Genomic DNA, 21,429 nt, shown 5'->3' with positions numbered 1-21,429 from the left:
ATTCCGTGACTTGAGCGACTACCTCTGGCCCACGGTCGTGTCCGCGAGAACGCCCTCCGGCTTGTCCGGTCCGCAGGTCGCCGGGTCCAGCACGACCAGCCGGTACTTGCCGAGTCCGGCGGGCAGGATCGCCATGACCGCGGACTTGCCCTCTAGTTCGACCGGGCTGATGCCGAGCGGGTTGCCCGAGCTGGTGATGCCGCCGCCCTTCAGGCAGCCGGCCAGCCGGTCGGGGGTCTCCAGCGGGCCGTAGTTCTGCGCTTTGAGCACCTCACCGACCGCGGAGCCCAGTTCGTCGCGCTTGAGCGCGAGCGGAGGCGCGGCACTCGGCTTGCTCGTCTGCGCAGGCGGCGCGGCATCGTTCGCGGGCGGCTGCTGCGCGCCCGGCGACACGGCCAGCACGATGCCGAACGCGGCCGCGGCGGCGACCAGCACACCGGCGCCGCCCATGCCAAGCCGGCGGTTGCGGCGCTTGCGCGCGTCGTTCAGCGACACGACCGGTGCGAGGCCGGGACGGGCCTCCGCGGCCAGCGCGGCGTCGATCCGCGCGGCCACGTGGTCGGGCATCGGGACGGGCGGCAGCGAGTGCAGGTCCTCCAGCGTGGCGTCGAGCGCCCGCAGGATCTCACTGGCCTCGGCGTCCGCCTCGACCCTCGGACGCAGCTGTGCGGCGACCTCAGGGGGCAGCACGCCCGCGTGCAGGTCCGCGATGAGGTCAACAGACCACGGCGGACCCATCGGCACGCGCTCCATGCCGGTCATCGGCCCTCCCACTGACGTTGCTCTTGCACATTCACACCGTCAGCTGGGACGTTCGCATCTGCGATTCGGTTCCTGAGGTGCCCGAGAACTTTGGCCAGCTTGGCGCGACCTCGCGCGCACCGGCTCTTGACCGTGCCTTCCGCGATGCCGAGAAGCTTCGCCGTCTCGGCGACGGAATAGCCCTCGACGTCGACCAGCACGATGGGCGCCCGCTGCTCCTCCGGCAGCTCCATCAATGCCTGCTGCACCATCAGGCTGGTCTCGCGGTCGCTCATCGCGTCACGGGGCGCGACGGGTTCGCCGGGACCGGCCTCGGGCAACGGCACTGTGGGTCTTGTTTGTCGGCGTCTCATCCGGTCGAGACACGCGTTCACCACGATCCGGTGAAGCCAGGTGGTGACCTGTGACTCCGCGCGGAACGACGACGCCGCCCGGAAGGCCGAGATGAACGCCTCCTGCAGCGCGTCCGCGGCCTCTTCCGGGTCACGCAGCGTGCGCAACGCCACCGCCCACATCCGGTCGCGGTGCCGTTTGACCAGCTCCGAGAACGCGTAAGGGTCACCTGCGGCGTGGGCCGAGATGAGATCGGCGTCCGAGCTGGCTGCGGCGGTCACGGAACGCACTTTAGCGAGCGTGATCACAGATCACCCGGACAGGGCTACCCAGAGTGCGGCAGTAGTTCTACTCGGAGTTCTACTGCGCTCTCGTGTAGAGCACTTCGCGGATCTCCGACTGGTTCTTGCCGCCGCCGGCGCTCGTCAACTGGGTGATCCAGATCAGCACGTGACCGGTCGGTTCGTGGTCGTTGAGCTGGATCTGCGTCTGCCCGTCGGACAGGTCGGCGACCCCGATGACCTTGGTCTCCTCGAGCGGCGCGTCCAGCGCGGACGCGGACCTGATCTCGACGTGCGTGCCCTTGCTGGGCGAGGTGATGGTGATCGAGGCCAGCTTCACCGGCTCCGCGAACGAGGCCATCAGCCCGATGCCCGGCTTCAGCGTCGGGAACGGCTGGAAGTAGTTGTCGGTCCGCCAGAACGTGCCCGCGTTGTTGTCGGCCGCCCGGCTCGCCTGGTTCGGGTTGTCGGGCTTGTTGGTCACGTCGTAGACGCCGATGGCCGCCGGCTGCACCGGCCCGGCGGGTGCGGGTGGCGGCGCGCTCTGGCCGTTCGACCCCGGCTGGTTGATCACCACGGTCGGGCCGCCGCCCTTGGACGGCTCGTCGCTGAAGAACCCGACGATCTGCACGCTCAGCCAGACGATCACGGTCAGCGTGGCCACGGCGAGCACACCGACGCTGATCCACAGCTTCTTCTTCTGCTGCTTGTCCTGCCGCGGGCGCTGGGTCGTCCACACGACCTGGTCGTCGTCATCGCGGGTCGACGTCACGGGCGGGATCAGCGCGGTCTGGGCTTCCTCGGCCGCGATCTGGTCCAGCACCTGCAGGATCGCGGCGGACGTCCGGATGCCGCCCACCGAGGTGTCCTCCAGCGACCGCACCGCGACGGACGACAGGTCGTGCGGCAGGTACGGGTGCAGCGCGTTCGGGGCGACCACGGACCCGTCCGGCCCGGTCGGCGCGACCGGCACGCCCTGGGGGCCGCCCGGCAGTGCCCACCGGCCGGTGAGCAGCAGGTACAGGATCGCGCCGAGGCCCTTGACGTCGTCGCGCGCGATCGCGTCCGGCCGCGGGCCGGGGAACGCGAGGCGCAGGCGGCCGTCCGAGGTGACCCGGATGCGCTGCGGGTGGTCGGCGCCCAGCACGAGACCGGCGTGGTGCGCGCCTTCGATGGCGGCACCCAGCGGTTCGAGCAGGCGGGTCGCGGCGCCCGCGGGCAGCGGGCCCTCCGCGATGAGGTCCATCAGGTCGGTGCCCTGGGTCCACTCGGCGATGACGATGCCGAGGATGCCCTCGTCGGGACGGATGCCGGTGCCGGGAGTGAGCACGTCGATCACCCTGGACACGCCGGGGTGCGTGAACGACGACGCGTGCATCGCGCGTTCGACCGTTCGGCGGGCACGGGCGGCGGCCTCGTTGTCCGCGAGGTTGCCCAGCAGGACCGTCAGCGCCACGTCCCGGTTGAGCTGACCGTCGCGCGCTCGCCACAGCTCCGCGTTGGACCGCGCGTCCGCTCCGGACTTCGCGAGCAGCCGGTAGCGGCCGTTGCCGATGACGCCCCCGGGATTCAGGGCGGCGTGAACTCCGCTACTCACGGACACGAGGGTACGGGACGGCGCTCACGGACTGGAGTCACCTTCGCCGCACCAAACGGTTGATCTTGGCGATCACCGGCTTCATCTCGGGCACCCGGAACGCCGCCAAAAGGCCGAACGCGAGCGGCAGGCCGATCGCCGTGACCAGCACGACCTCGATCCAGGCCGCCACGATCGGGCTGATGGTTCCGAGCATGCCCAGGACCAGCCAGTTCGCGCCCTTGGCGACCGCGAAGGCCAGCGAGGAGGCGACGACGGTGAGGCAGACCGTCCAGATGGTGAAACCGGTGCGCAGACGGCCGAGGCGGATCCGCAGCCACACCTGGCCGACGATCGCGCCGAAGACGAAGCTCAGCGACATCGCGAGCGACACGCCGACGGCGAGCTGCGACGCGTCCCCCGGCGTGGCCACGGCGAGGAAGAGGTAGAGCAGCCCGATGCGCACCGCCACGATCAACGCCTGGATGAGCGTCGGTGTGCGGGCGTCCTTCATCGCGTAGAAGACCCGCAGCTGCAGCAGCGTCACGGCGTAGGGCACGAGACCGAACGCGGAGAGCGCGAGCGCGAGACCGATCCTCGTGCCGCCCTCGACGCCGGAGTTGCCCCAGGCGAAGGCGGCGAGGCCGATCGCCAGGCCGGACACCGTCATCAACGCGCTGAACGGCATCAGCAGGATCGCCGACATCCGGTTGCCGAACAGCAGGTCGCGCACGATCGACTCGTTGTCGTTGTTCGCGGCCGCCCGGCTCATCTTCGGCATCAGCGCCGTCAGCAGCGAGACCCCGAGAACGCCGTACGGCACCTGGGCGATCAGCCACTGGTAGTTGAACGCCGTCAGCGTGCCCTCTGCGCTCGTCGCCACGTTCGTCAGCACCGTCATGCTGGCCAGGCCGAGGCCGACGTAGAGCAGCACCCAGAACGCGAGGCCGCCGAACTCGGAGAGGCGCGAGTCCCAGCCGAAGCGCCACTTGAAGCGGAACCCGGTCTTCTTCAGCGCCGGGAACAGCACGGATGCCTGCACGGCCACACCGAGCGCGGTGCCGAGACCGAGCACCAGCAGGTGCGTGTCGGTCATGCGGACCGGGTTGAGCGTGAGTTCGCCGGGCAGCAGCGCGTAGACGACCAGCACGACGATCACGACGAGGTTGTTCAGCACCGGAGCCCACGTGGGGATGCCGAACACGTGCCGTGCGTTGAGCACGGCGCTGAGCAGCGCCGTCAGGCCGTAGAACACGATGCCCGGCAGCACCAGGTAGGCGAACGCGGTGACCAGCTCCGGGTTCGCGTTCTGGGAGTCGGAGATGTAGAGGTCGGTCAGCAACGGCGCGCAGGCCATCGCGATGACCGTGCCGACGCCGAGGATCAGCGTGCCCATGGTGATCAGCCACTGGGCGTACGACTCGCCGCCGTCCCCGTCCTCCTTCTCGGCCCTGACCAGCAGCGGGATCGCCACGCTGGTCAGGATGCCGCCGAGGAGGAGCTCGTTGATCATGGTCGGCAGCGTCGACGCCGCCTGGTACGAGTCGCCGAGGACCTCGGCGCCGATCACCGCGATGAGCAGCACCTTCGACAGCAGGCCGGTGCCTCGGCTGACGATCGTCGCGATCGCCATCGAGCCGCTCGCCCTGGCGACCGATGGTGCTTGGCTCTGCTGCTCTGGCTGGGTGGTCGTGGCTGACTCGCTCACGCGCTCGACTTCTCCGGTGTGACGTTCTCGATGGACGGTGCGCCGCCGTTCTCGCCGTTGCGGGCGCGGACCCGCTTGTAGATGCGCCGCCCGGAAAGCAGGACGAGCGCGATCCCGGCGATCACGGTGATGATCACCGTGATGGTGCCGTAGGCGGACGACGACACCTCCAGCTTGACAGTGTCGCCGAGCGGGACGCCCTCGGGAGTGGTCAGCCGGACGTTGACCGGGAACCGGCCGGACCGCAGCACCTCGACGGGCACCCGCACGACGCGCTCGCCGCGGGCGGGAAGCACCTGGTCGGCGAGGTCGAGCTTGCGGATGCCGGGGGTGTCGGCGAGGTTGATCCGGACCGTCACGCGGACATCGAGCTTGTTCGTGATCGTGACCGGGATCGGGCTGTCGCCGGAGCCGAGCAGGATCGGGCTGTTCGGCTGCGTCACGCCGACCATGCCGGTCAGCGAGTTCAGCTCGTTCTGGCTGACCTCGGCCGCGGACCGGGCGCCCTGCTCGTTGCCCCGCCACGCGCCGGACATCGCCCGCAGCAGCCCCAGCCACAGCGGGTCGGCCAGGTCGGCGGGCGACGCGTGCGCGGTGTCCTCCTGCTGCATGGCCGCGACGAGTCCGTTGAGCTCGACGCTCTGGTTCGTCACGGAGTCCGAGATGATCGCCGAGATCTCCCGCGCACCGGCCTCCGGCGGGTAGGCGACCTTGGCGTTCGTCACCGCGGGCGTGGCCCCGGTGAGTTCCTCGAGCCCGGTCTGGGTCGCGTAACCGCCGGTCAGCAGCTTCTGGGCGGTGGTGAGGAACTCGGTCATCTCCGAGAGCGGCGCGTGCCAGCGACGCGGCGGGGCGACCAGCACGTTGCGGCCGTCGCCCTGCCAGCCGGCGCGGAACACCAGCACCGCCAGCGCGTTCTGCACGGACACCGGCTGGCTCTCGACCGGCGTGGTCACGCCGGACAACGTGCGCGGGCGCGACTCACTGCCCTGCAGCGCGTCCGAGACCATCGAGTCGATCTTCACCGCGGTCACCGGGTTCTTGCCGGCGACGACGACGGGCGCGGTGCCCGGCGCGTCCGCGAGACCGGTCGGGTCGAGCAGCAGCGACTTCACGCCGGGGTAGCCCTTGTCCGGCTGCGGGGTGACCAGCTCGTCGAACGTCGACTGGTCGAGCACGCCGTCCTCGGGCCACACCAGGTCGGGCAGCGGCCGCACGGACAGGACGTCCTGGATGAGCTTGGGGCCGTCCGTCACCGCGAGCGTGCGCATGGTCGCGAGCTTCGCCCTGTTCAACGCCACGAGGTCGGCGTCGGCGTACGGCAGCGCGATGACGCAACGGCCGGTGACGGCGAGCTTGAGGCGGTCGAGCCACAGCTTCGCCTCGATCCTGCCCTTGCCCTCGGCGCCGCCACGCAGCCTGTAACCGGTGCTCATGGCCTGCACGGTGCGCAGCAGGTCCGGGTCGATGGCCAGGCACATGGCCGTGCTCATCGACGGAACCGCCTGCTCGTAGGCCTGCAGCAGGCCGTACAGCCGGCCGTTGACCGAGAGCGACGCCGCGAGGTCGTCGTCGATCAGTTCCGACTGGCCCTCGCCGCCGAGCCGGACCAGCCGCGGGCGGTCGGCGATCGGCCACAGCACCGTCAGCTTCGAGCCCGCGCCCGGCTTGCCCTTGGTCTCGCCGCCGGGCACGCCCAGCACCGGCAGCAGCGTCGACAGCGCCGCGAGCCGTGCCTGGCCGCCGTAGTCCGGCCTGCCGTTGACGTTCGCGAGGATCGGGTAGATGCCCGGCCGCTCGACCTCCAGCGAGGTCGGCTCGGTACCGCGCAGCGGCACCTCCAGGGTGAAGTCCTTCTGCTGGCCGGCCTCGAGCTCGCCGGTGACAGGCGTGAACTTGGGCTGCACGGCCTCGGCCGCCGCCGGCTCCCGCAACGCCTTGCGCAGGTCGTCCTCGGATTCGAGCGGCTCACCGCGCTCCAGGCGCAGCACGATGTCGGAGACCTTGCGGTCGCCGACGTTGACGATCTTGCCGGTGATCCTGACGGTCGCCGGGGAGTCGCTCGTGACGAACCTGGGGGTGAGCTGGTCGATGTCGAGCCGCAGGAACTGCGGCTGCGCCTGACCCGGCTGGGCGGAGAGCGATCTGGTCGCCCACACCTGGGTGGCGGGAGCGGGCATGAACGGCAACGCGTCGACCTCGTCCGGCTGCGCCTCCCGCGCGCCGGCGGCCGGCGCTGTGAGCACCACGAACGCGGCGACAGCGGCTGTGCAGACGAGCTTCTTCAGGCTCACGCCGACTCCGCCCCGTTGTGGCAGCGGCCGGAGAGCAGTTCGGCTGCTCGGCGGACCAGGCGGCGCTCGTCGGCATACGCGAGTCGCTCGTCCAGTTCGCCGAGTGGCACCCACGCCACCTCGGTGACCTCCACGTCTTCGTCGGAAAGCTCTCCCCCCGTCGCTTCGAGGAGGAAGTGGTGAACCGTCTTGTGCACCCGGCGGTCGTCAGCGACGAACCAGTAGTCGATCGACCCCAACGGGCGCAGCACCCTGCTATGAATACCGGTCTCCTCGGCGACCTCGCGCACCGCGGTCTGCTCCGCGGTCTCGCCGGCCTCTATGTGACCCTTGGGCAAAGACCACAGCAACCGGCCGCGCCGGTCAAGTCTGCCGATCACCGCGGCCCGCCGCTCTCCGTCGAGCACCAGGCCACCTGCCGACGTCTCGTCGACGGTCTCGAGCCTCCGGCCCCGGCGCCGCTTCCGGCGCCCCGGCTTGGGACTCCCGGAACGTGCGGCTGACGGGGGCATACGGCCGATCGTACTTACGAACCTTAAGTACGCTGGTTTCTCGTGTCTCGATCGCTCCAGCAGAATGCGGTGGTGGAACCACCCGCCATCACACCCGTCGTCGCCGAACTCGCCGCTCGGTTCGCCACCGCCGGCAAGCGCCTCTACCTCGTCGGTGGAAGTGTGCGCGACGCCGTGCTGGGGCGCCCGACGAACGACTTCGACTTCACCACGGACGCGCGACCTGCGGAGATCCAGAAGCTGCTGAGCGGCTGGGCCGACGCGCAGTGGGACACCGGCATCGCCTTCGGGACGGTCGGCGCGTCGAAGAAGGGCGAGATCATCGAGATCACGACCTTCCGCGCGGACGTCTACGACGGCGTGACCCGCAACCCCGAGGTGACCTTCGGCGACTCCATCGACGGCGACCTGGTCCGGCGCGACTTCACGGTCAACGCGATGGCGTTCGACATCGCCGCCGGTGAGTTCGTGGACCCGACCGGCGGTCTGCAGGCGGCGCGCGACGGCGTGCTGGACACCCCGGCGACCCCGCAGGAGTCGTTCGGCGACGACCCGCTGCGGATGCTGCGCGCCGCCCGGTTCGTCTCCCAGCTCGGCTTCACGGCCGCACCTCGGGTGATCGAGGCGATGCGGTCGATGGCAGGCCAGCTCACCCGCATCACGCCGGAGCGCGTGCAGGTGGAGCTCTCGAAGCTCCTGTGCGGCGCGCACCCGCGCCGCGGCATCGAGCTCATGGTGGAGACCGGGCTGGCCGACATCGTGCTGCCCGAGCTCACGGCCATGAAGCTGGAGATCGACGAACATCATCAGCACAAGGACGTCTTCGACCACTCGCTGGTTGTGCTGGAACAGGCAATTGATCTTGAAGAAGTTGATCAATCACCCGATCTGGTGCTGAGGATCGCCGCGCTCCTGCACGACATCGGCAAGCCGGCGACCCGGAAGTTCGAACCAGGCGGCGGCGTCTCGTTCCACCACCACGAGGTCGTGGGCGCGAAGATGGTCCGCAAGCGCTTGCGAGCCCTGCGGTACTCGAAGGAGATCACCGAGGACGTCGCGAAGCTCGTCTACCTGCACCTGCGCTTCCACGGGTACGGCAACGGCGAGTGGACCGACTCGGCCGTGCGCCGGTACGTGACGGACGCCGGTGATCTGCTGACGCGGTTGCACAAGCTCGTCCGTGCCGACTGCACGACGCGGAACAAGCGCAAGGCGAACCTGCTGCGCAAGACCTACGACTCTCTTGAGGAACGCATCGCGCGCATCGCAGCCGAGGAAGACCTCGCGCGCGTGCGTCCGGACCTCGACGGCAACGAGATCATGAAGCTCCTCGGCCTGCCGCCGGGCCGCGAGGTCGGCGCCGCGTGGAAGTTCCTCAAGGAACTCAGGCTCGACCGCGGGCCGCTGGACCGCGACGAGGCCGAGGCCGCGTTGCTCGACTGGGCTCGTGAGCAGGGCATCACACCGCCCGCTCCGTAACGCATCGTGAGCGAATGGAATCCCCGCGTTAGCGAAGTGTCAGCGGGGGGATGCACCATGGTCAGTGCGCCAGGGGGGCGCATGGGGGTGGTGCAGATGTTCACTTGGGGACTTTCCGCACGTCCTGCGGTGCGGGACCTGGACGTGCTGACCGATGACCAACGAGCCGTGCTGAGGTGTCTCGCGCGTGGTCACGCCGACCACGAGATCGCGCGCGTGCTCGGCATCGGGCAACAGCGGGTGGCCGACGAGGTGGCCGAGATCCTGAGGCGCCTGGATCTAACCGATCGGGTGGCGGCCGTCGTCTTCGCTCACGAGGCCGGGATGCTGCACCTGCCGTTTCCGCGCTGACAGGAGCAGGAACGCGCCGAGCCCGACCAGGTAGAGGCTCGCGGCGACGAGGAGGAGGCCGGGCGAACGCCCGTCCAGGGGGACCACCATCGCCGTGATCGACACCGCGGTGACCTGCGCGATGTTGAAGAGGGTGTCGTAGAGGGCGAACACACGCCCGCGCACCTCGTCACCGACGTCGTGCTGCACCGCGGTGTCCACGCAGAGCTTGACGATCTGACCGGCGAAGATGATCACGAAGCTGGCCAGCAGGATGGACGGCAGCGTCATCGGCAGCCCGAGCCCGACCTGGGCCGCGGCCGTGAGCAGCAACGCGCCGCAGATCGTGCGCTTGACGCCGTACCTGTCGACGATGCGGTCCGTCAGGATCCCGGCGAGCAGCACACCGGCGCCGCCGGCGACCGCGACCTCGCCGAGCCCGCCGATGCCCGCCTTGAGGATGCCGAAGTCCTCCAGGCTGTAGCGCATCAGCAGCAGCGTGATCATGAGGCTCATGCCGAACGCGGCCCGGTGCGCGAGCAACGCCGCCAGCCCGGCCGTGACGCTCGGCGTGCGCCAGGTGGCCTTCGCGCCGTCCAGCAGACCGCGGGCGACGGCTGTGATGGCGTTGTGCGGCTCGTCGACCTCGTCCGGCCCGAGCACGCCCGCCTTGAACCGGCTGGCGATGAACGCGCTGAGCAGCAACCCGACCACGGCGATGCTGGTGGTCCACGCCGAACCGCCGTCCCCGGCGCCGAGCAGCGTGCGGAACCCGATCGCGCAGGCCGCACCGATCACGGCCATGACCGCGCCGGCCGTCGTGGTCAGCGCGTTCGCCTCGACCAGGTGATCTTCGTCGACGACGTGCGGCAGTGACGCGCTCAGGCCGGACCCGACGAATCTGCCGATGCCCATGACGACGAGCGCGGAGACGTAGAGAGGCAGCCCGCTCAGCCCCGCACCCACCGCCAGTGCGGTGAGCAGGACGAACACGGCCCGCGTGACGTTCGCGACGACGATGACCTTCTTGCGGTCCCACCGGTCGAGCAACGCACCCGTGAACGGTCCGATCAGCGAGTACGGCAGCAGCAACACCGCGAACCCGGCCGCGATCGCCGCGGGATCGGCCTGGCGCTCGGGGTTGAACAGCACGGCACCGGCGAGCCCGGCCTGGAAGAGACCGTCACCCCACTGGGAGGCGAGCCGGGTGGCGAGGAGCCTGCGGTAGGCGGGGATGCCGAGGAACCGGCGTGATCCCCAGTGGTGCTTCTCCACCGCAAGCGTTGTCACCGTTGCACTCTATGCGCGTCTCGGTGAAAACCACGAAAGCCGGACCTCGCGGTCCGGCTCCCCTGGTGCCGGATGCCAGGTCGCCTCACGGCGCGGTGCACTACGCGGCTCCAGCCGAACGGTATTCCGCGAAGGCGGTTGTCTGTTGAGCCCGGGGGACACAAAGACATCCGACACCTCAGTCTAACGGGACGCGGGCCTGAGTTGTTCCGGCGATCACGGGTGATTTCATGGTGACGTGCGTCCCGATGACGAAGTCGAAGTCGAGCCAGGCTCCCTGTTGGTTGCCGCTCCGAGCCTGAACGACCCGAACTTCACGCGCACAGTGGTCTACATCATCGACCAACGTCCAGAGGGGACCCTCGGCGTCGTGCTGAACCGCCCCTCCGACGTGGCGGTGCACGACGTGCTGCCGCCGTGGGGTTCGCAGGTCACCAAGCCGCAGTGCATCTACATAGGCGGCCCGGTCGAGCAGAAGACGGCGTTGTGCCTGGCAGCCCTCAAGGCGGGCACCGACCCCGCCGCCGTGGAGGGTCTGGTCAGCGTGCAGGGCCCGGTCGCGCTGGTCGACCTCGACGCCGAGCCGGACGACCTGATGCCGCTGGTGCGCGGCCTGCGGGTGTTCGCGGGCTACGCGGGCTGGGGCGAGGGCCAGTTGCAGGGCGAGATCGATCGCGGCGACTGGATCGTCGTGACCGGACTGCCCGACGACGTGCTGGCCGGCGCGAACGCCGACCTGTGGGGCAGGGTGCTGCGCCGGCAGGGCATGCCGCTGGCGCTGCTGTCGACCTACCCGAAGGACGTCCGAGACAACTGATTCACGTGAAACTTCGGATTACAGCCCTGCGAGCGGGGAGCAACCGCCACCGCCGCAAGCGCAGCCGCCGCAGCCCTTGGGCTTGACCGGCTCCGGCACGAGAGCGGCCGCCCGGCTGCCCATCACGCCACCGGCGAGAGCGATCGTCAGCGCACCGACCAGTCCGATGATCCCAGCGGTCACCGCCAGGTCGGCCATGACGAACGCCATCGCGCCCGACACGACGGCGACCACACCCGCAGCGACGTTCGGCACGCCCGCGACCCGGTTGGCCAGTGCGAACGTCTCCTCGTCACGCAGGGCGGCAGTCGTGCGCACGCCGACGAAGCGGTTGCGGCGCAGCCTGCCCTGCAGACCCAGCAGACCGACCGCGCCGAGAGCGACGCCGAGCACACCCAGGACGACCGACAGCACGATGTTCACTCCATGAGGGTAGGACGAATCCTCAGTTCACCCGGCAGTCACCCCGGTCAGATGTGCTGTGCGCCATGCTCAGACGACTCCTGCTCGTGCCCGTGCTGCTCGCCCTGTTCGCGGTTCCCGCTCAGGCGCACGGCGCTGATGTCCGTTTCCTCACCACGTTCGTCGTGCCGAAAGGCCTGGTCGTGGGCGGCACGACGGTCGGCGGCATCTCCGGCCTCGACTACGACCGGCGCACGAAGAAGTGGATCCTGATCAGCGACGACCGGGTCGCGCCCCGGTTCTACGAGGGCAGGCTCGACCGCGAGGCCGTCGAGTTCACGGCCGTCCGCTCGCTGCTGGGTCCCGGCGGCCCGTACGCGCCCGGCACCGTCGACCCCGAGGACGTCCGCGTCGACAAGTGGACCGGCGACCTGCTGTGGAGCCAGGAGGGTGACCGCACGCCGACCACGCTCATCGACCCGTCCGTCCAGTTCAGCAGGAAGGACGGCAGCTTCAGGCAGGCACTGCCGACGCCGGACGCGCTGAAGATGAAGCCCGAGTCCGGCCCGAGGCAGAACCAGGCGTTCGAAGGCCTCACGTTCGCTCTGAACGGCACCCTGGTCGTCACCGCGCTCGAAGGCCCGCTCCTGCAGGACGGCCCGCCGGCGACCGAGGCGAAGGGCGCGACCAGCAGGGTGGTCGTCCAGACCCGTACCGGCCGACCGGTCGCCCAGTACCGCTACCAGCAGGAACCGCTGTTCGCACCGGACGCGAGCACCGGCGTCACGGCGATCCTGGAGAAGTCGCCCGGCGTCTACCTGACCCTCGAACGGTCCTACAGCCCGACGCTCGGCAACAAGGTCCGCCTGTTCGAGTACCGCCCGCTGCAGAACAAGAAGCGCCTGCTCGCCGACATCGGTCAGTTCACGAAGCCGGACAACCTCGAAGGCATGGCGTGGGGGCCCGACGGCACGTTGTGGCTGGTCTCGGACGACAACTTCTCTCCCACGCAGGTCACCCAGTTCATCGCGCTTGCGCTGCGCTGATACCGTTGACGACATGAGCACGGCCCGCCTGCTCCTTATCTAGCCGCGACGACCTCTTCGGAAGACGGTCGGCGCGGCCACCCTCCATGCCCGTCTGGGCTGGGGGGTTTCGTCATGTCAGGGGCAGGAACAGACGTGAGAGGGACCTTGAAATGAGCACGGACGCGGCGGAGATTCCCGCCTACCGCTACACCGCCGAGCTGGCGAACCAGATCGAGGAGCGGTGGCAGCGGTACTGGGAGAACCACGGCACCTACCACGCGCCCAACCCCGTTGGCGCGCTCAAGGGTGACGTGCCCGCCGACAAGCTGTTCGTGCAGGACATGTTCCCGTACCCGAGCGGTGCCGGCCTGCACGTCGGCCACCCGCTGGGCTTCATCGGCACGGACGTCTTCGCGCGGTACCACCGCATGAACGGCCGCAACGTGCTGCACACCATGGGCTTCGACGCGTTCGGCCTGCCCGCGGAGCAGTACGCGGTGCAGACGGGTCAGCACCCGCGCAAGACCACTGAAGACAACATCAACACCTACCTGCGCCAGATCCGCAGGCTGGGTCTGGGCCACGACGAGCGCCGCCGCATCTCGACGATCGACCCCGAGTACTACAAGTGGACCCAGTGGATCTTCCTGCAGATCTTCAACTCCTGGTACGACCCGGACGCGCGCAAGGCTCGCCCGATCGCCGAGTTGATCTCGCAGTTCGAGTCTGGTGAGCGCGACGTCGAGGGCGGCCGCACGTGGTCTGAGCTGTCTTTTGCCGACCAGCAAAGGATCTTGGGCGAATATCGTCTGGCCTACATGTCGGAGGCGCCCGTCAACTGGTGTCCCGGACTGGGTACTGTCTTGGCGAACGAAGAGGTCACCGCGGACGGTCGCAGTGAGCGTGGCAACTTCCCGGTGTTCAGGAAAAGCCTGCGCCAGTGGATGATGCGCATCACCGCGTACTCGGACCGGCTGATCGACGACTTGGACCGGCTGGACTGGCCGGACAAGGTCAAGGCCATGCAGCGCAACTGGATCGGGCGCTCGCATGGTGCCCGTGTCCGATTTGCGGTGGGAGACGAGAACATTGAGGTCTTCACGACCCGTCCGGACACGTTGTTCGGCGCGACCTACATGGTCCTGGCACCGGAACACGAGCTGGTGGACCAGATTGCGGCGCCCGATCGCGTGGCAGACATCGCCGCGTACCGGCGCGCCGCGTCCCTGAAGTCCGAACTGGACCGTCAGGAGAACAAGGAGAAGACCGGCGTCTTCATCGGGGCGTACGCCACGAACCCGGTGAACGGCAAGGAAATCCCCGTCTACATCGCCGACTACGTGCTGATGGGCTACGGCACGGGCGCGATCATGGCCGTGCCCGGCCAGGACCAGCGCGACTGGGACTTCGCGAAGAAGTTCGACCTGCCGATCATCCGCACGGTCCAGCCGTCGGAGGGCTTCGAGGGCGAGGCCTACACCGGCGACGGTCCGGCCGTGAACAGCGGCTTCCTGGACGGCATGGCGATCGACGACGCCAAGAAGACGATGATCGGCTGGCTGGAGGAGAACGGCCACGGTCACGGCACCGTCCAGTTCAAGCTGCGCGACTGGCTGTTCAGCCGCCAGCGCTACTGGGGCGAGCCGTTCCCGGTCGTCTACGACGAGTCCGGCACCGCCATCGCGCTGCCCGAGTCGATGCTGCCGATCGAGCTGCCCGAGGTCGACGACTACTCGCCGCGCACCTTCGACCCGGAGGACGCGGACACCGAGCCGTCGCCGCCGCTGTCGCGCGCGACCGAGTGGATGACGGTCGAGCTGGACCTGGGCGACGGCCTGAAGACGTACCGCCGCGACACGAACACCATGCCGAACTGGGCGGGTTCGTGCTGGTACCAGCTGCGCTACGTCGACCCGGTCGAGACCGAGCGGTTCGTCAACCCGGAGAACGAGCAGTACTGGCTGGGCCCGCGCACGGCCGAGCACGGCTCGACCGACCCCGGTGGTGTCGACCTGTACATCGGCGGCGTCGAGCACGCGGTGCTGCACCTGCTGTACTCGCGCTTCTGGCAGAAGGTCCTGTTCGACCTGGGCCACCTGTCCGGTGACGAGCCGTACCGCCGCCTGTTCAACCAGGGCTACATCCAGGCGTACGCCTACCGCGACCCGCGTGGCGTGCACGTGCCCGCGGACGAGGTCGTCGAGGCCGACGGCAAGTACCTGTACAACGGCGAGGAAGTCACTCGTGAGTACGGGAAGATGGGCAAGAGCCTGAAGAACGTCGTCACGCCGGACGAGATGTGCGAACGGTACGGCGCCGACACCTTCCGGTTCTACGAGATGTCCATGGGCCCGATGGATGTGTCACGGCCGTGGGCGACCAAGGACGTCGTGGGCGCGCAGCGGTTCATGCAGCGTCTGTGGCGCAACCTGGTCGACGAGACCGACGGCTCGCTGCGCGTCACGGACGAAGAGCCGTCCGTCGAGGCGCTGCGGCTGCTGCACAAGACGATCGCCGGCGTCCACGACGACTACGCGAACCTGCGCTACAACACGGCGGGCGCGAAGCTGATCGAGCTGAACAACTACGTCACCAAGCACTACTCGTCCGGCACGCCCCGCGCGCTGGCCGAGGCCCTGGTGCTGATGCTGGCTCCGCAGGCCCCGCACGTGGCCGAGGAGCTGTGGTCGAAGCTGGGCAACGAGGGCTCGCTGGCGCACGGCCCGTTCCCGAAGGCCGACGAGCAGTACCTGGTCGAGGACACGGTCGAGTACCCGATCCAGGTCAACGGCAAGGTCCGCTCGCGGGTGGTCGTGTCGGCGTCCGCGGCGCAGGACGAGATCAAGGCCGCCGCGCTGGCCGAGGAGAAGATCGCCGAGCTGGTCGCCGGTGGCGAACCGCGCAAGGTGATCGTCGTTCCCGGCCGCCTGGTGAACATCGTCCTGTAGCGACGAGCAGAGCTGGCGCGGTCACGGCCGCGCCAGCTCTTCCAGCACCTGCTCCACATCCAGCGACGGGTCGGCCACGCCGGCCGCCCGCAACGCTCCCGCGAGCACGGTCATGAGCATCTCCACGACGAGGTCCACGCCGAACGGGTGTGCGCTCGTCAGGTAGTCGCGAGCCAACTGGTCGGCCGCTGTCGTGTACATCCGCAGCACGGCCCGCACCGCCGGCCGCTCGAAGTCCAGTCCCAGGTTCTCGCACAGCCGGCGGTTTCCGTCGTCCCGCACCTGGTCGAACGGCTCCTCCGCGCCCCACGGCCGCAACACCAGGTTCAGCGCCAGGTCGCGATGCGCCGCCAGATACGTCAGGTGCGCCGCGTGCGACTGGCGGATCCGCTTCCCCAGCGGCACGTCCGGGTCGTCGACGTGCAGGTCCAGCACCTCGCGTCCGATCGAGCACAGCACCTCGTTGTAGAGCCCCTGCTTGCTGCCGAAGTGGTGGAACACCAGCCCGTGCGCGACTCCGGCCGCTCGGGCGATGTCGGCTGCCTTCACGTCCTCGTACTTCGACGTGATGAACAGCTCTCGGGCCGCTGCCAGGACTTTCTCCTTGGTGGCGGCTGCGGTCGCGGCACGGGTCATGGCATCACGCTAACAGTTCGTTGACTCCGAGTCAGTGAAGGAGTAGTTCTTGATTAAGAGTCATTGACTCAAAGTCAACGAGGGGATTCGGGATGACGAAGACACTGATCATCGGCGCGACCGGCACCGTGGGCGGCCTGGTGCTCGCGGAAGCCGTGCGCCGAGGTGTGGACGTGCGCGCGCTGGTGCGGAACAAGGAACGGGCGAACCTGCCCGACACCGTCGAGCTGGTCGAAGGAGACCTGGCCGATCGCGACGCCGTGACCGGTGCGTTGAGGGGCGTCGACTCGGCGTTCTACGTGTCGCCGCACGAGACCAACGAGGTCGAGATCGCGACGATCTTCGGTCAGGAGGCTGAACGAGCCGGCGCACGCCTGGTGTTCGGCGGCTTCCACATCGAGGACGACGACGCGCGCGAGGCGGCGGGCAGCGCGATCCCCGCCTACATCCCGAAGCTGAAGCTGGCGGCGTTCCTCGCGAGCACCGACACCAGGCCCGCGATGGTCAGCATCACCAACTTCGCCCAGAACGACGAGGTCTTCCGCGCCGACATCGAGGCGGGGACGTTCCCGACGCCCCTGCACCCCGGCGGGGTCAACCGGATCGACCTGCGCGACGCGGCTGAGGTGCTCACCAACGCGCTGGTCGACGTGAGTTTCTCGGCTGGCTCCTACCAGCTCGTGGGCCCCGAGTCGTTGAACGGCGAGCAGTCGGCGCAGATCTGGGCGGAGGAGCTCGGCCGGCCGGTCGTCTACACCGGTGGCGACCCCGAGTGGCGCAAGGCGTTCGAGCGCAGGTTGTCAGGCCAGAAGCTGGTGGACTGGATCCGCAGCTTCGAGCTGCTCAGCGCCGCGCCGATCCCCACGACCGAGGCCGAGGTCGCGACCATGACGAAGCTGCTCGGGCACGCGCCGCGCACGTTGCGCGACTACGTGCGCGATTCCGTCAGCTGATCTCGGAGTCCTCGAAGCCGATGTCCGTGAGCATCTGGTCGAGCATGCTGTCGAACATCGGCTCCGGGTTGCTCACCGCGAACGGGAACCGCCCGAACACCTCCAGCGCCACGTGCCCGTACAGCCGCACCCACGACTGGACGACGTGGTAGATCTTGCCCAGGTTCAGGACGTCGTCACCGACCGTCACACCGTGCTCCGACACCGCGTCCACCAGGACCTGCTGGAACCTGACCAGGTCCTCGTGCAGCACCTCGGGCACGGCGTCGTCCGCGTGGGTGGCGACCAGGTTCGACGCGATCAGCTGCCCGGCCAGCTGCAGGAACACCGAGCCGAACTGGTCGGCGCCGATCGGGTCGCGCGGCGAGGCGAAGACCAGCGCGAACTCCTGCGGGTGGGCCAGGGCCCAGCGGCGGAAGGCGTGGCACACCGCCCTGACCTGGCATCCCACCTGGCCTGAGGTGTCCGCGGCGAGGTTCGCGTAGAGCGCTGCCGCCATGTCCGCGCAGATGTCGTCGCAGAGCTGCCGCAAGAGCGCGTCGTGCGAGTCGTAGTAGCGGTAGAGCGCCGGCGCGGTGATGCCGAGTTTGCGTGCAATGGCACGCAGGGTAACCGCATCGCGGCCGCTTTCCACCAATAGGGCGCGGGCCGCCTGCCGAATCTCACGCTCGGTCTCGGCGCGGAGCCGTTCTCGGCGAGTGGCCTCGGTCATATGTCACTCCATCGGGTTGTAGACCCCGTCCACGGCCCCGTACGGTTTTAGTGAACGGTGTTTACAAGAGTTCACGGGATTAACAGCACGGTAACCCAGGAGGCCGTCGTCGATGTTCGCGAAGTGGGGATCCATCGCTTATCGCCGCCGGTGGGTGGTGCTGATCGCGACCGTACTGCTCGCGGTCGTCGGCGGTGTGTGGGGCATCGGCGTGTTCGACAAGCTCAGCCAGGGTGGGTACGAGGCTCCTTCCAGTGAGGCGGCGCGGGCCGACAAGGTAGCCGAGGAGGCGTTCGGGCGGCAGAACGGTGACGTGATCGTCATTTATCGCGGCGACTTCGCGAACCCGCTCGAGCTGAAGAAGGTCGCCGACCACATCAGCGGCTTCCCCAAGGACGACGTGCTCAAGGCCGTCGGGCCGGTGCCGTCGGACGACCAGCAGCAGGCTCTTGTCGCGATCACGCTGAACAGCGGTGACTCGAACGAGCAGATCAAGCAGCTCCAGGACATCCAGCCGCAGCTGAAGGTCGACGGCTTCACCGAGCAGATCGGTGGGCTCGTGCCCACCCAGAAGGCCATCAACGACATGTCCCAGGAGGACCTGACGCGCGCCGAGATGTTCTCGCTGCCGCTGGTCCTGCTGCTGCTCGTGATCATCTTCGGTGGTCTGGTGGCGGCGTCCCTGCCGGTCGTCGTCGGCGGTCTCGCGATCATGGGCTCGCTCGGCGTGCTGCACGGCGTCGCCCTCGTCACCGAGGTCAACTCGTTCGCGGTCAACGTCGCCTCGCTGCTCGGCCTGGGCATGGCGATCGACTACGGCCTGTTCATGGTCGGCCGGTTCCGCGAGGAGCTCGCACAAGGCCGCACGACCGAACAGGCCGTCGCCCGCACCGTTGCCTCCGCCGGCCGCACTGTCGTGTTCAGCGCGACGCTGCTGGTCATCGCGCTGGCCGGGCTGCTGCTCTTCCCGCACGGCTTCCTGAAGTCCCTCGCGTACGGCGGCGTGTCGGCGGTCGCGATCGCGGCACTGGTCTCGGTCACGTTGCTGCCCGCGCTGCTCGGCGTGCTCGGCCACCGGGTCGACAAGCTCGCGATGCCGTGGCGCAAGAAGGAGCCGAGCGAACGCGGCTGGCGCAAGCTCAGCGGCAAGGTCATGAAGCGGCCCGTGCTGATCGCCGTGCCGATCGTCGGCGTGCTGCTGGCGCTCGGCTCGCCGTTCCTCGGCGTCCAGTTCGGCCAGGTCACCGAGAAGGTCCTGCCCGAGGGCAACACCGTGCGCGTGGCCACCGAGAACATCAACCAGAACTTCTCGGCGCTCTCCGACACCGGCTTCAAGATCGTCGTCAAGGGCGGTGACGAGGCCGCGGTCCAGGCCTACCTGGGCAAGGTCAAGGACGTCCCCGGTGTCGGCGAGGTCCAGCCGACAGGTGCGGACAAGGGCGTCACGGCCGCGATGGCCGGGCTGGAGAACGACGCGCTGAGCGAGGAGTCGAAGCAGGCGCTCAAGGACGTCCGCGCGCTGCAGCCCCCGGCCGGCGCCGAGGTGCTCGTCGGCGGCAACACCGCGGTGGTCAGCGACTCGCTCGACGCCATCGCGGACGGTCTGCCGCTGATGGTCACGCTGCTGGTGGGCGCGACGCTGATCCTGATGTTCCTCGCGTTCGGCTCGGTCGTGCTGCCGATCAAGGCCGTGGTCATGAGCGCGCTGTCGCTGTCCGCGACGTTCGGCGTGCTGGTGTGGATCTTCCAGGACGGCCACGGCGCCGACCTGCTGGGCGTCACGCCAGGCCCGCTGGAGTCCGGCATCGTCGTGCTGATGGCGGCCATCGTGTTCGGTCTGTCGACGGACTACGAGGTCTTCCTGCTCTCCCGCATGGTCGAGGCCCGCGGTCAGGGCGCGACGACCGAGGAGGCGGTGACCACCGGCCTGGCCAAGACGGGCCGGGTGATCACGTCGGCCGCGCTGCTGCTGATCGTGGTGACCGGTGCGTTCGCGTTCTCGCAGGTCGCGATGATGCGGTTCGTCGGCGTCGGCATGATCCTCGCGCTGGCGCTCGACGCCACCGTGGTCCGGATGCTGCTCGTGCCGGCCGTGCTCAAGCTGCTCGGCAACGCCGCGTGGTGGGCGCCCGGTCCGCTCAAGAAGATCCAGGAACGCCTCGCGCTTCACGACGAGCCGGTGGACGACCTGGACGACTTCGACGACGAGGTCCGCAGGCCGGTCCCCGTCGGCTGACCGGGCGGGAAGGCGATCATGGCCGCGTCGAAGTGGCGCGGCCTCGCCTCCAGCTCGCCCAGCTTCATCCGGTACGTGGTGAGCACCGCGTTCGTGCTGTCCAGGACCGTCGTCGTCGCGCCGGTGGCGAGGAAGACCCTCGTGTCACCCGGCGCGATGGCGACGCTCGGCGAGTCGATGCGCAAGCGTTCGCGCACTGCCATGGTCGCTGCGTCGACGACCAGGACCGACCGTTCCTTGGGCAGCGTCAGGTAGATCGTGGCGCCGTCCGGGGTGACGGCGATGCTGCCCGCTCCCCTGCCGACCTCGGCCGCGCCGACGACCTGGTTCGTGGTCGTGTCGATCACCGACAACGTGCCGGGCGTGGAGTCCCCGAGGCGCATGCTGCTCACGTACAAACGCTTGCCGTCCGGTGAGATCGCCAGGTGCTGCGGCAGTCCGCCGACCTGCACCGTCGACGTCTGGAACGCCGTCGCCGTGTCGACCAGGCCGACCGTGCCGTCCTGGGAGTTGGCGACGTAGAGGATCTTGTTGTCCGGGTGGACGGCGAGGCCCTGCGGCTGCCCGCCGGCCTTGATCACCGCGACCATCCGGAAGGTCTCCGGGTTCACCACCGCGACGCCGCCGCTGGCCGAGACGTAGAGCCGCCGACCGTCCGGGCGCATGACCGCGTGCGAAAGCTGGACCTGTGTGAAGAGCCGGTCGAGGATCTCGCCGGTGCTCGGGTCGACGACGGTGATCGCGCCGGTCCACCCGTTGATCACGTAGAGCCGGCGCGCGTCGGGTGACACCGCGACGCCGGTCGCGCGGCCTGCGGTGTCGGCCTGCACGAGAACGGCACCGTTGCGGGTGTCCACGACCTGGACGAGACCGGTCTTCCCCACCACGTACGCAAGCGGCGCCGCTGAAGCGGAGGAAGTGGTCGTGTACTCGTGCCCCTGGTGGACACCCGTCGCCGCGAAGGCCGCTGAGAGCGCTAGAACCGCGGCCACGAGGCGTGGCTTTGCCATACGCCCGATGGGAACACTTCCGGGTGCTTTCGATCCACTTCAGTCACTCGGCCGAGTGAAAGCTTTGCCCGGACGTAGTACGGCTGTCGTCCGCGACGGCGGTGCGGACGACAGCCGTCCCA

At 69.0% G+C, this 21,429-nt stretch carries 18 protein-coding genes; 7 read left to right on the top strand and 11 right to left on the bottom strand.

All coding sequences use genetic code 11. The features are described from left to right. Positions 1 to 18 precede the first annotated feature (18 nt). The 6 genes from AB0M48_RS31105 to AB0M48_RS31080 form a co-directional block, all read right to left on the bottom strand. A complete protein-coding gene (locus AB0M48_RS31105) occupies positions 19 to 762 on the bottom strand; it encodes a hypothetical protein (protein WP_363848827.1) in 744 nt (247 codons plus the stop codon). After that, positions 759 to 1,376: an RNA polymerase sigma factor SigM gene (gene sigM / locus AB0M48_RS31100; RefSeq protein WP_089927514.1), complete on the bottom strand. Its 618-nt coding sequence runs from the start codon at positions 1,374 to 1,376 to the stop codon at positions 759 to 761. Before sigM ends, AB0M48_RS31105 begins: the two co-directional genes overlap by 4 nt. A 79-nt stretch (positions 1,377 to 1,455) precedes the next feature. Continuing rightward, the gene (locus tag AB0M48_RS31095; protein WP_363848825.1) at positions 1,456 to 2,973 is read right to left on the bottom strand and encodes a protein kinase family protein; all 1,518 of its coding nucleotides are present in this window, start codon (positions 2,971 to 2,973) and stop codon (positions 1,456 to 1,458) included. A gap of 37 nt (positions 2,974 to 3,010) precedes the next feature. Continuing rightward, complete coding sequence (gene murJ, locus AB0M48_RS31090) at positions 3,011 to 4,660, bottom strand: murein biosynthesis integral membrane protein MurJ (RefSeq protein WP_363848824.1); 1,650 nt, start codon at positions 4,658 to 4,660, stop codon at positions 3,011 to 3,013. Further along, complete coding sequence (locus AB0M48_RS31085; protein ID WP_363848822.1) at positions 4,657 to 6,954, bottom strand: DUF6049 family protein; 2,298 nt, start codon at positions 6,952 to 6,954, stop codon at positions 4,657 to 4,659. The genes murJ and AB0M48_RS31085 overlap by 4 nt, the downstream gene beginning before the upstream one ends. After that, complete coding sequence (locus AB0M48_RS31080) at positions 6,951 to 7,466, bottom strand: NUDIX hydrolase (RefSeq protein ID WP_363848820.1); 516 nt, start codon at positions 7,464 to 7,466, stop codon at positions 6,951 to 6,953. Before AB0M48_RS31080 ends, AB0M48_RS31085 begins: the two co-directional genes overlap by 4 nt. A gap of 42 nt (positions 7,467 to 7,508) precedes the next feature. On the opposite strand from AB0M48_RS31080, the gene AB0M48_RS31075 reads away from it, so the two are divergent. Continuing rightward, entirely contained in the window at positions 7,509 to 8,945 is a 1,437-nt protein-coding gene (locus tag AB0M48_RS31075; RefSeq protein WP_363848818.1) for a CCA tRNA nucleotidyltransferase, read from the top strand. 96 nt (positions 8,946 to 9,041) lie between these two features. After that, complete coding sequence (locus AB0M48_RS31070) at positions 9,042 to 9,296, top strand: LuxR C-terminal-related transcriptional regulator (RefSeq protein ID WP_363848817.1); 255 nt, start codon at positions 9,042 to 9,044, stop codon at positions 9,294 to 9,296. On the opposite strand, the gene AB0M48_RS31065 is transcribed toward AB0M48_RS31070, so the two are convergent. Next, positions 9,225 to 10,565, bottom strand: coding sequence for an MFS transporter (locus AB0M48_RS31065; protein WP_363848815.1), 1,341 nt, complete (start codon positions 10,563 to 10,565; stop codon positions 9,225 to 9,227). The genes AB0M48_RS31070 and AB0M48_RS31065 overlap by 72 nt on opposite strands. Before the next feature lie 238 nt (positions 10,566 to 10,803). On the opposite strand from AB0M48_RS31065, the gene AB0M48_RS31060 reads away from it, so the two are divergent. Then, a complete protein-coding gene (locus tag AB0M48_RS31060; protein ID WP_363848813.1) occupies positions 10,804 to 11,382 on the top strand; it encodes a YqgE/AlgH family protein in 579 nt (192 codons plus the stop codon). 18 nt (positions 11,383 to 11,400) lie between these two features. Here the strand turns inward: AB0M48_RS31060 and AB0M48_RS31055 are convergent, their stop codons facing one another. Continuing rightward, on the bottom strand, positions 11,401 to 11,805 hold the full coding sequence (locus AB0M48_RS31055) for an SdpI family protein (RefSeq protein WP_363848811.1): 405 nt from the start codon (positions 11,803 to 11,805) through the stop codon (positions 11,401 to 11,403). 65 nt (positions 11,806 to 11,870) lie between these two features. On the opposite strand from AB0M48_RS31055, the gene AB0M48_RS31050 reads away from it, so the two are divergent. Then, positions 11,871 to 12,830, top strand: a complete 960-nt coding sequence (locus AB0M48_RS31050; protein ID WP_363848809.1) for an esterase-like activity of phytase family protein — start codon at positions 11,871 to 11,873, stop codon at positions 12,828 to 12,830. Positions 12,831 to 12,982: 152 nt separating this feature from the next. Continuing rightward, a complete protein-coding gene (leuS, locus tag AB0M48_RS31045) occupies positions 12,983 to 15,760 on the top strand; it encodes a leucine--tRNA ligase (protein WP_363848807.1) in 2,778 nt (925 codons plus the stop codon). Between the two features lie 21 nt (positions 15,761 to 15,781). Here leuS and AB0M48_RS31040 read toward each other — a convergent pair whose 3' ends face one another. Continuing rightward, the gene (locus AB0M48_RS31040; RefSeq protein WP_363848805.1) at positions 15,782 to 16,396 is read right to left on the bottom strand and encodes a helix-turn-helix domain-containing protein; all 615 of its coding nucleotides are present in this window, start codon (positions 16,394 to 16,396) and stop codon (positions 15,782 to 15,784) included. A 92-nt stretch (positions 16,397 to 16,488) separates the two neighbouring features. On the opposite strand from AB0M48_RS31040, the gene AB0M48_RS31035 reads away from it, so the two are divergent. Next, the gene (locus AB0M48_RS31035; protein WP_363848803.1) at positions 16,489 to 17,349 is read left to right on the top strand and encodes an NmrA family NAD(P)-binding protein; all 861 of its coding nucleotides are present in this window, start codon (positions 16,489 to 16,491) and stop codon (positions 17,347 to 17,349) included. Here the strand turns inward: AB0M48_RS31035 and AB0M48_RS31030 are convergent. Beyond that, positions 17,342 to 18,061, bottom strand: a complete 720-nt coding sequence (locus AB0M48_RS31030) for a TetR/AcrR family transcriptional regulator (protein WP_363848801.1) — start codon at positions 18,059 to 18,061, stop codon at positions 17,342 to 17,344. The genes AB0M48_RS31035 and AB0M48_RS31030 overlap by 8 nt on opposite strands. A gap of 112 nt (positions 18,062 to 18,173) precedes the next feature. On the opposite strand from AB0M48_RS31030, the gene AB0M48_RS31025 reads away from it, so the two are divergent. Further along, a complete protein-coding gene (locus AB0M48_RS31025; RefSeq protein ID WP_363848799.1) occupies positions 18,174 to 20,297 on the top strand; it encodes an MMPL family transporter in 2,124 nt (707 codons plus the stop codon). Here AB0M48_RS31025 and AB0M48_RS31020 read toward each other — a convergent pair. Continuing rightward, entirely contained in the window at positions 20,228 to 21,307 is a 1,080-nt protein-coding gene (locus tag AB0M48_RS31020) for a hypothetical protein (protein ID WP_363848797.1), read from the bottom strand. The two genes, AB0M48_RS31025 and AB0M48_RS31020, sit on opposite strands and share 70 nt — an antisense overlap. Positions 21,308 to 21,429: the final 122 nt, after the last annotated feature.

Source organism: Lentzea sp. NPDC051208, from assembly GCF_040682435.1.
Lineage (GTDB): Bacteria > Actinomycetota > Actinomycetes > Mycobacteriales > Pseudonocardiaceae > Lentzea > Lentzea kristufekii.
This window is presented reverse-complemented; position numbering and strand designations above follow the sequence as displayed.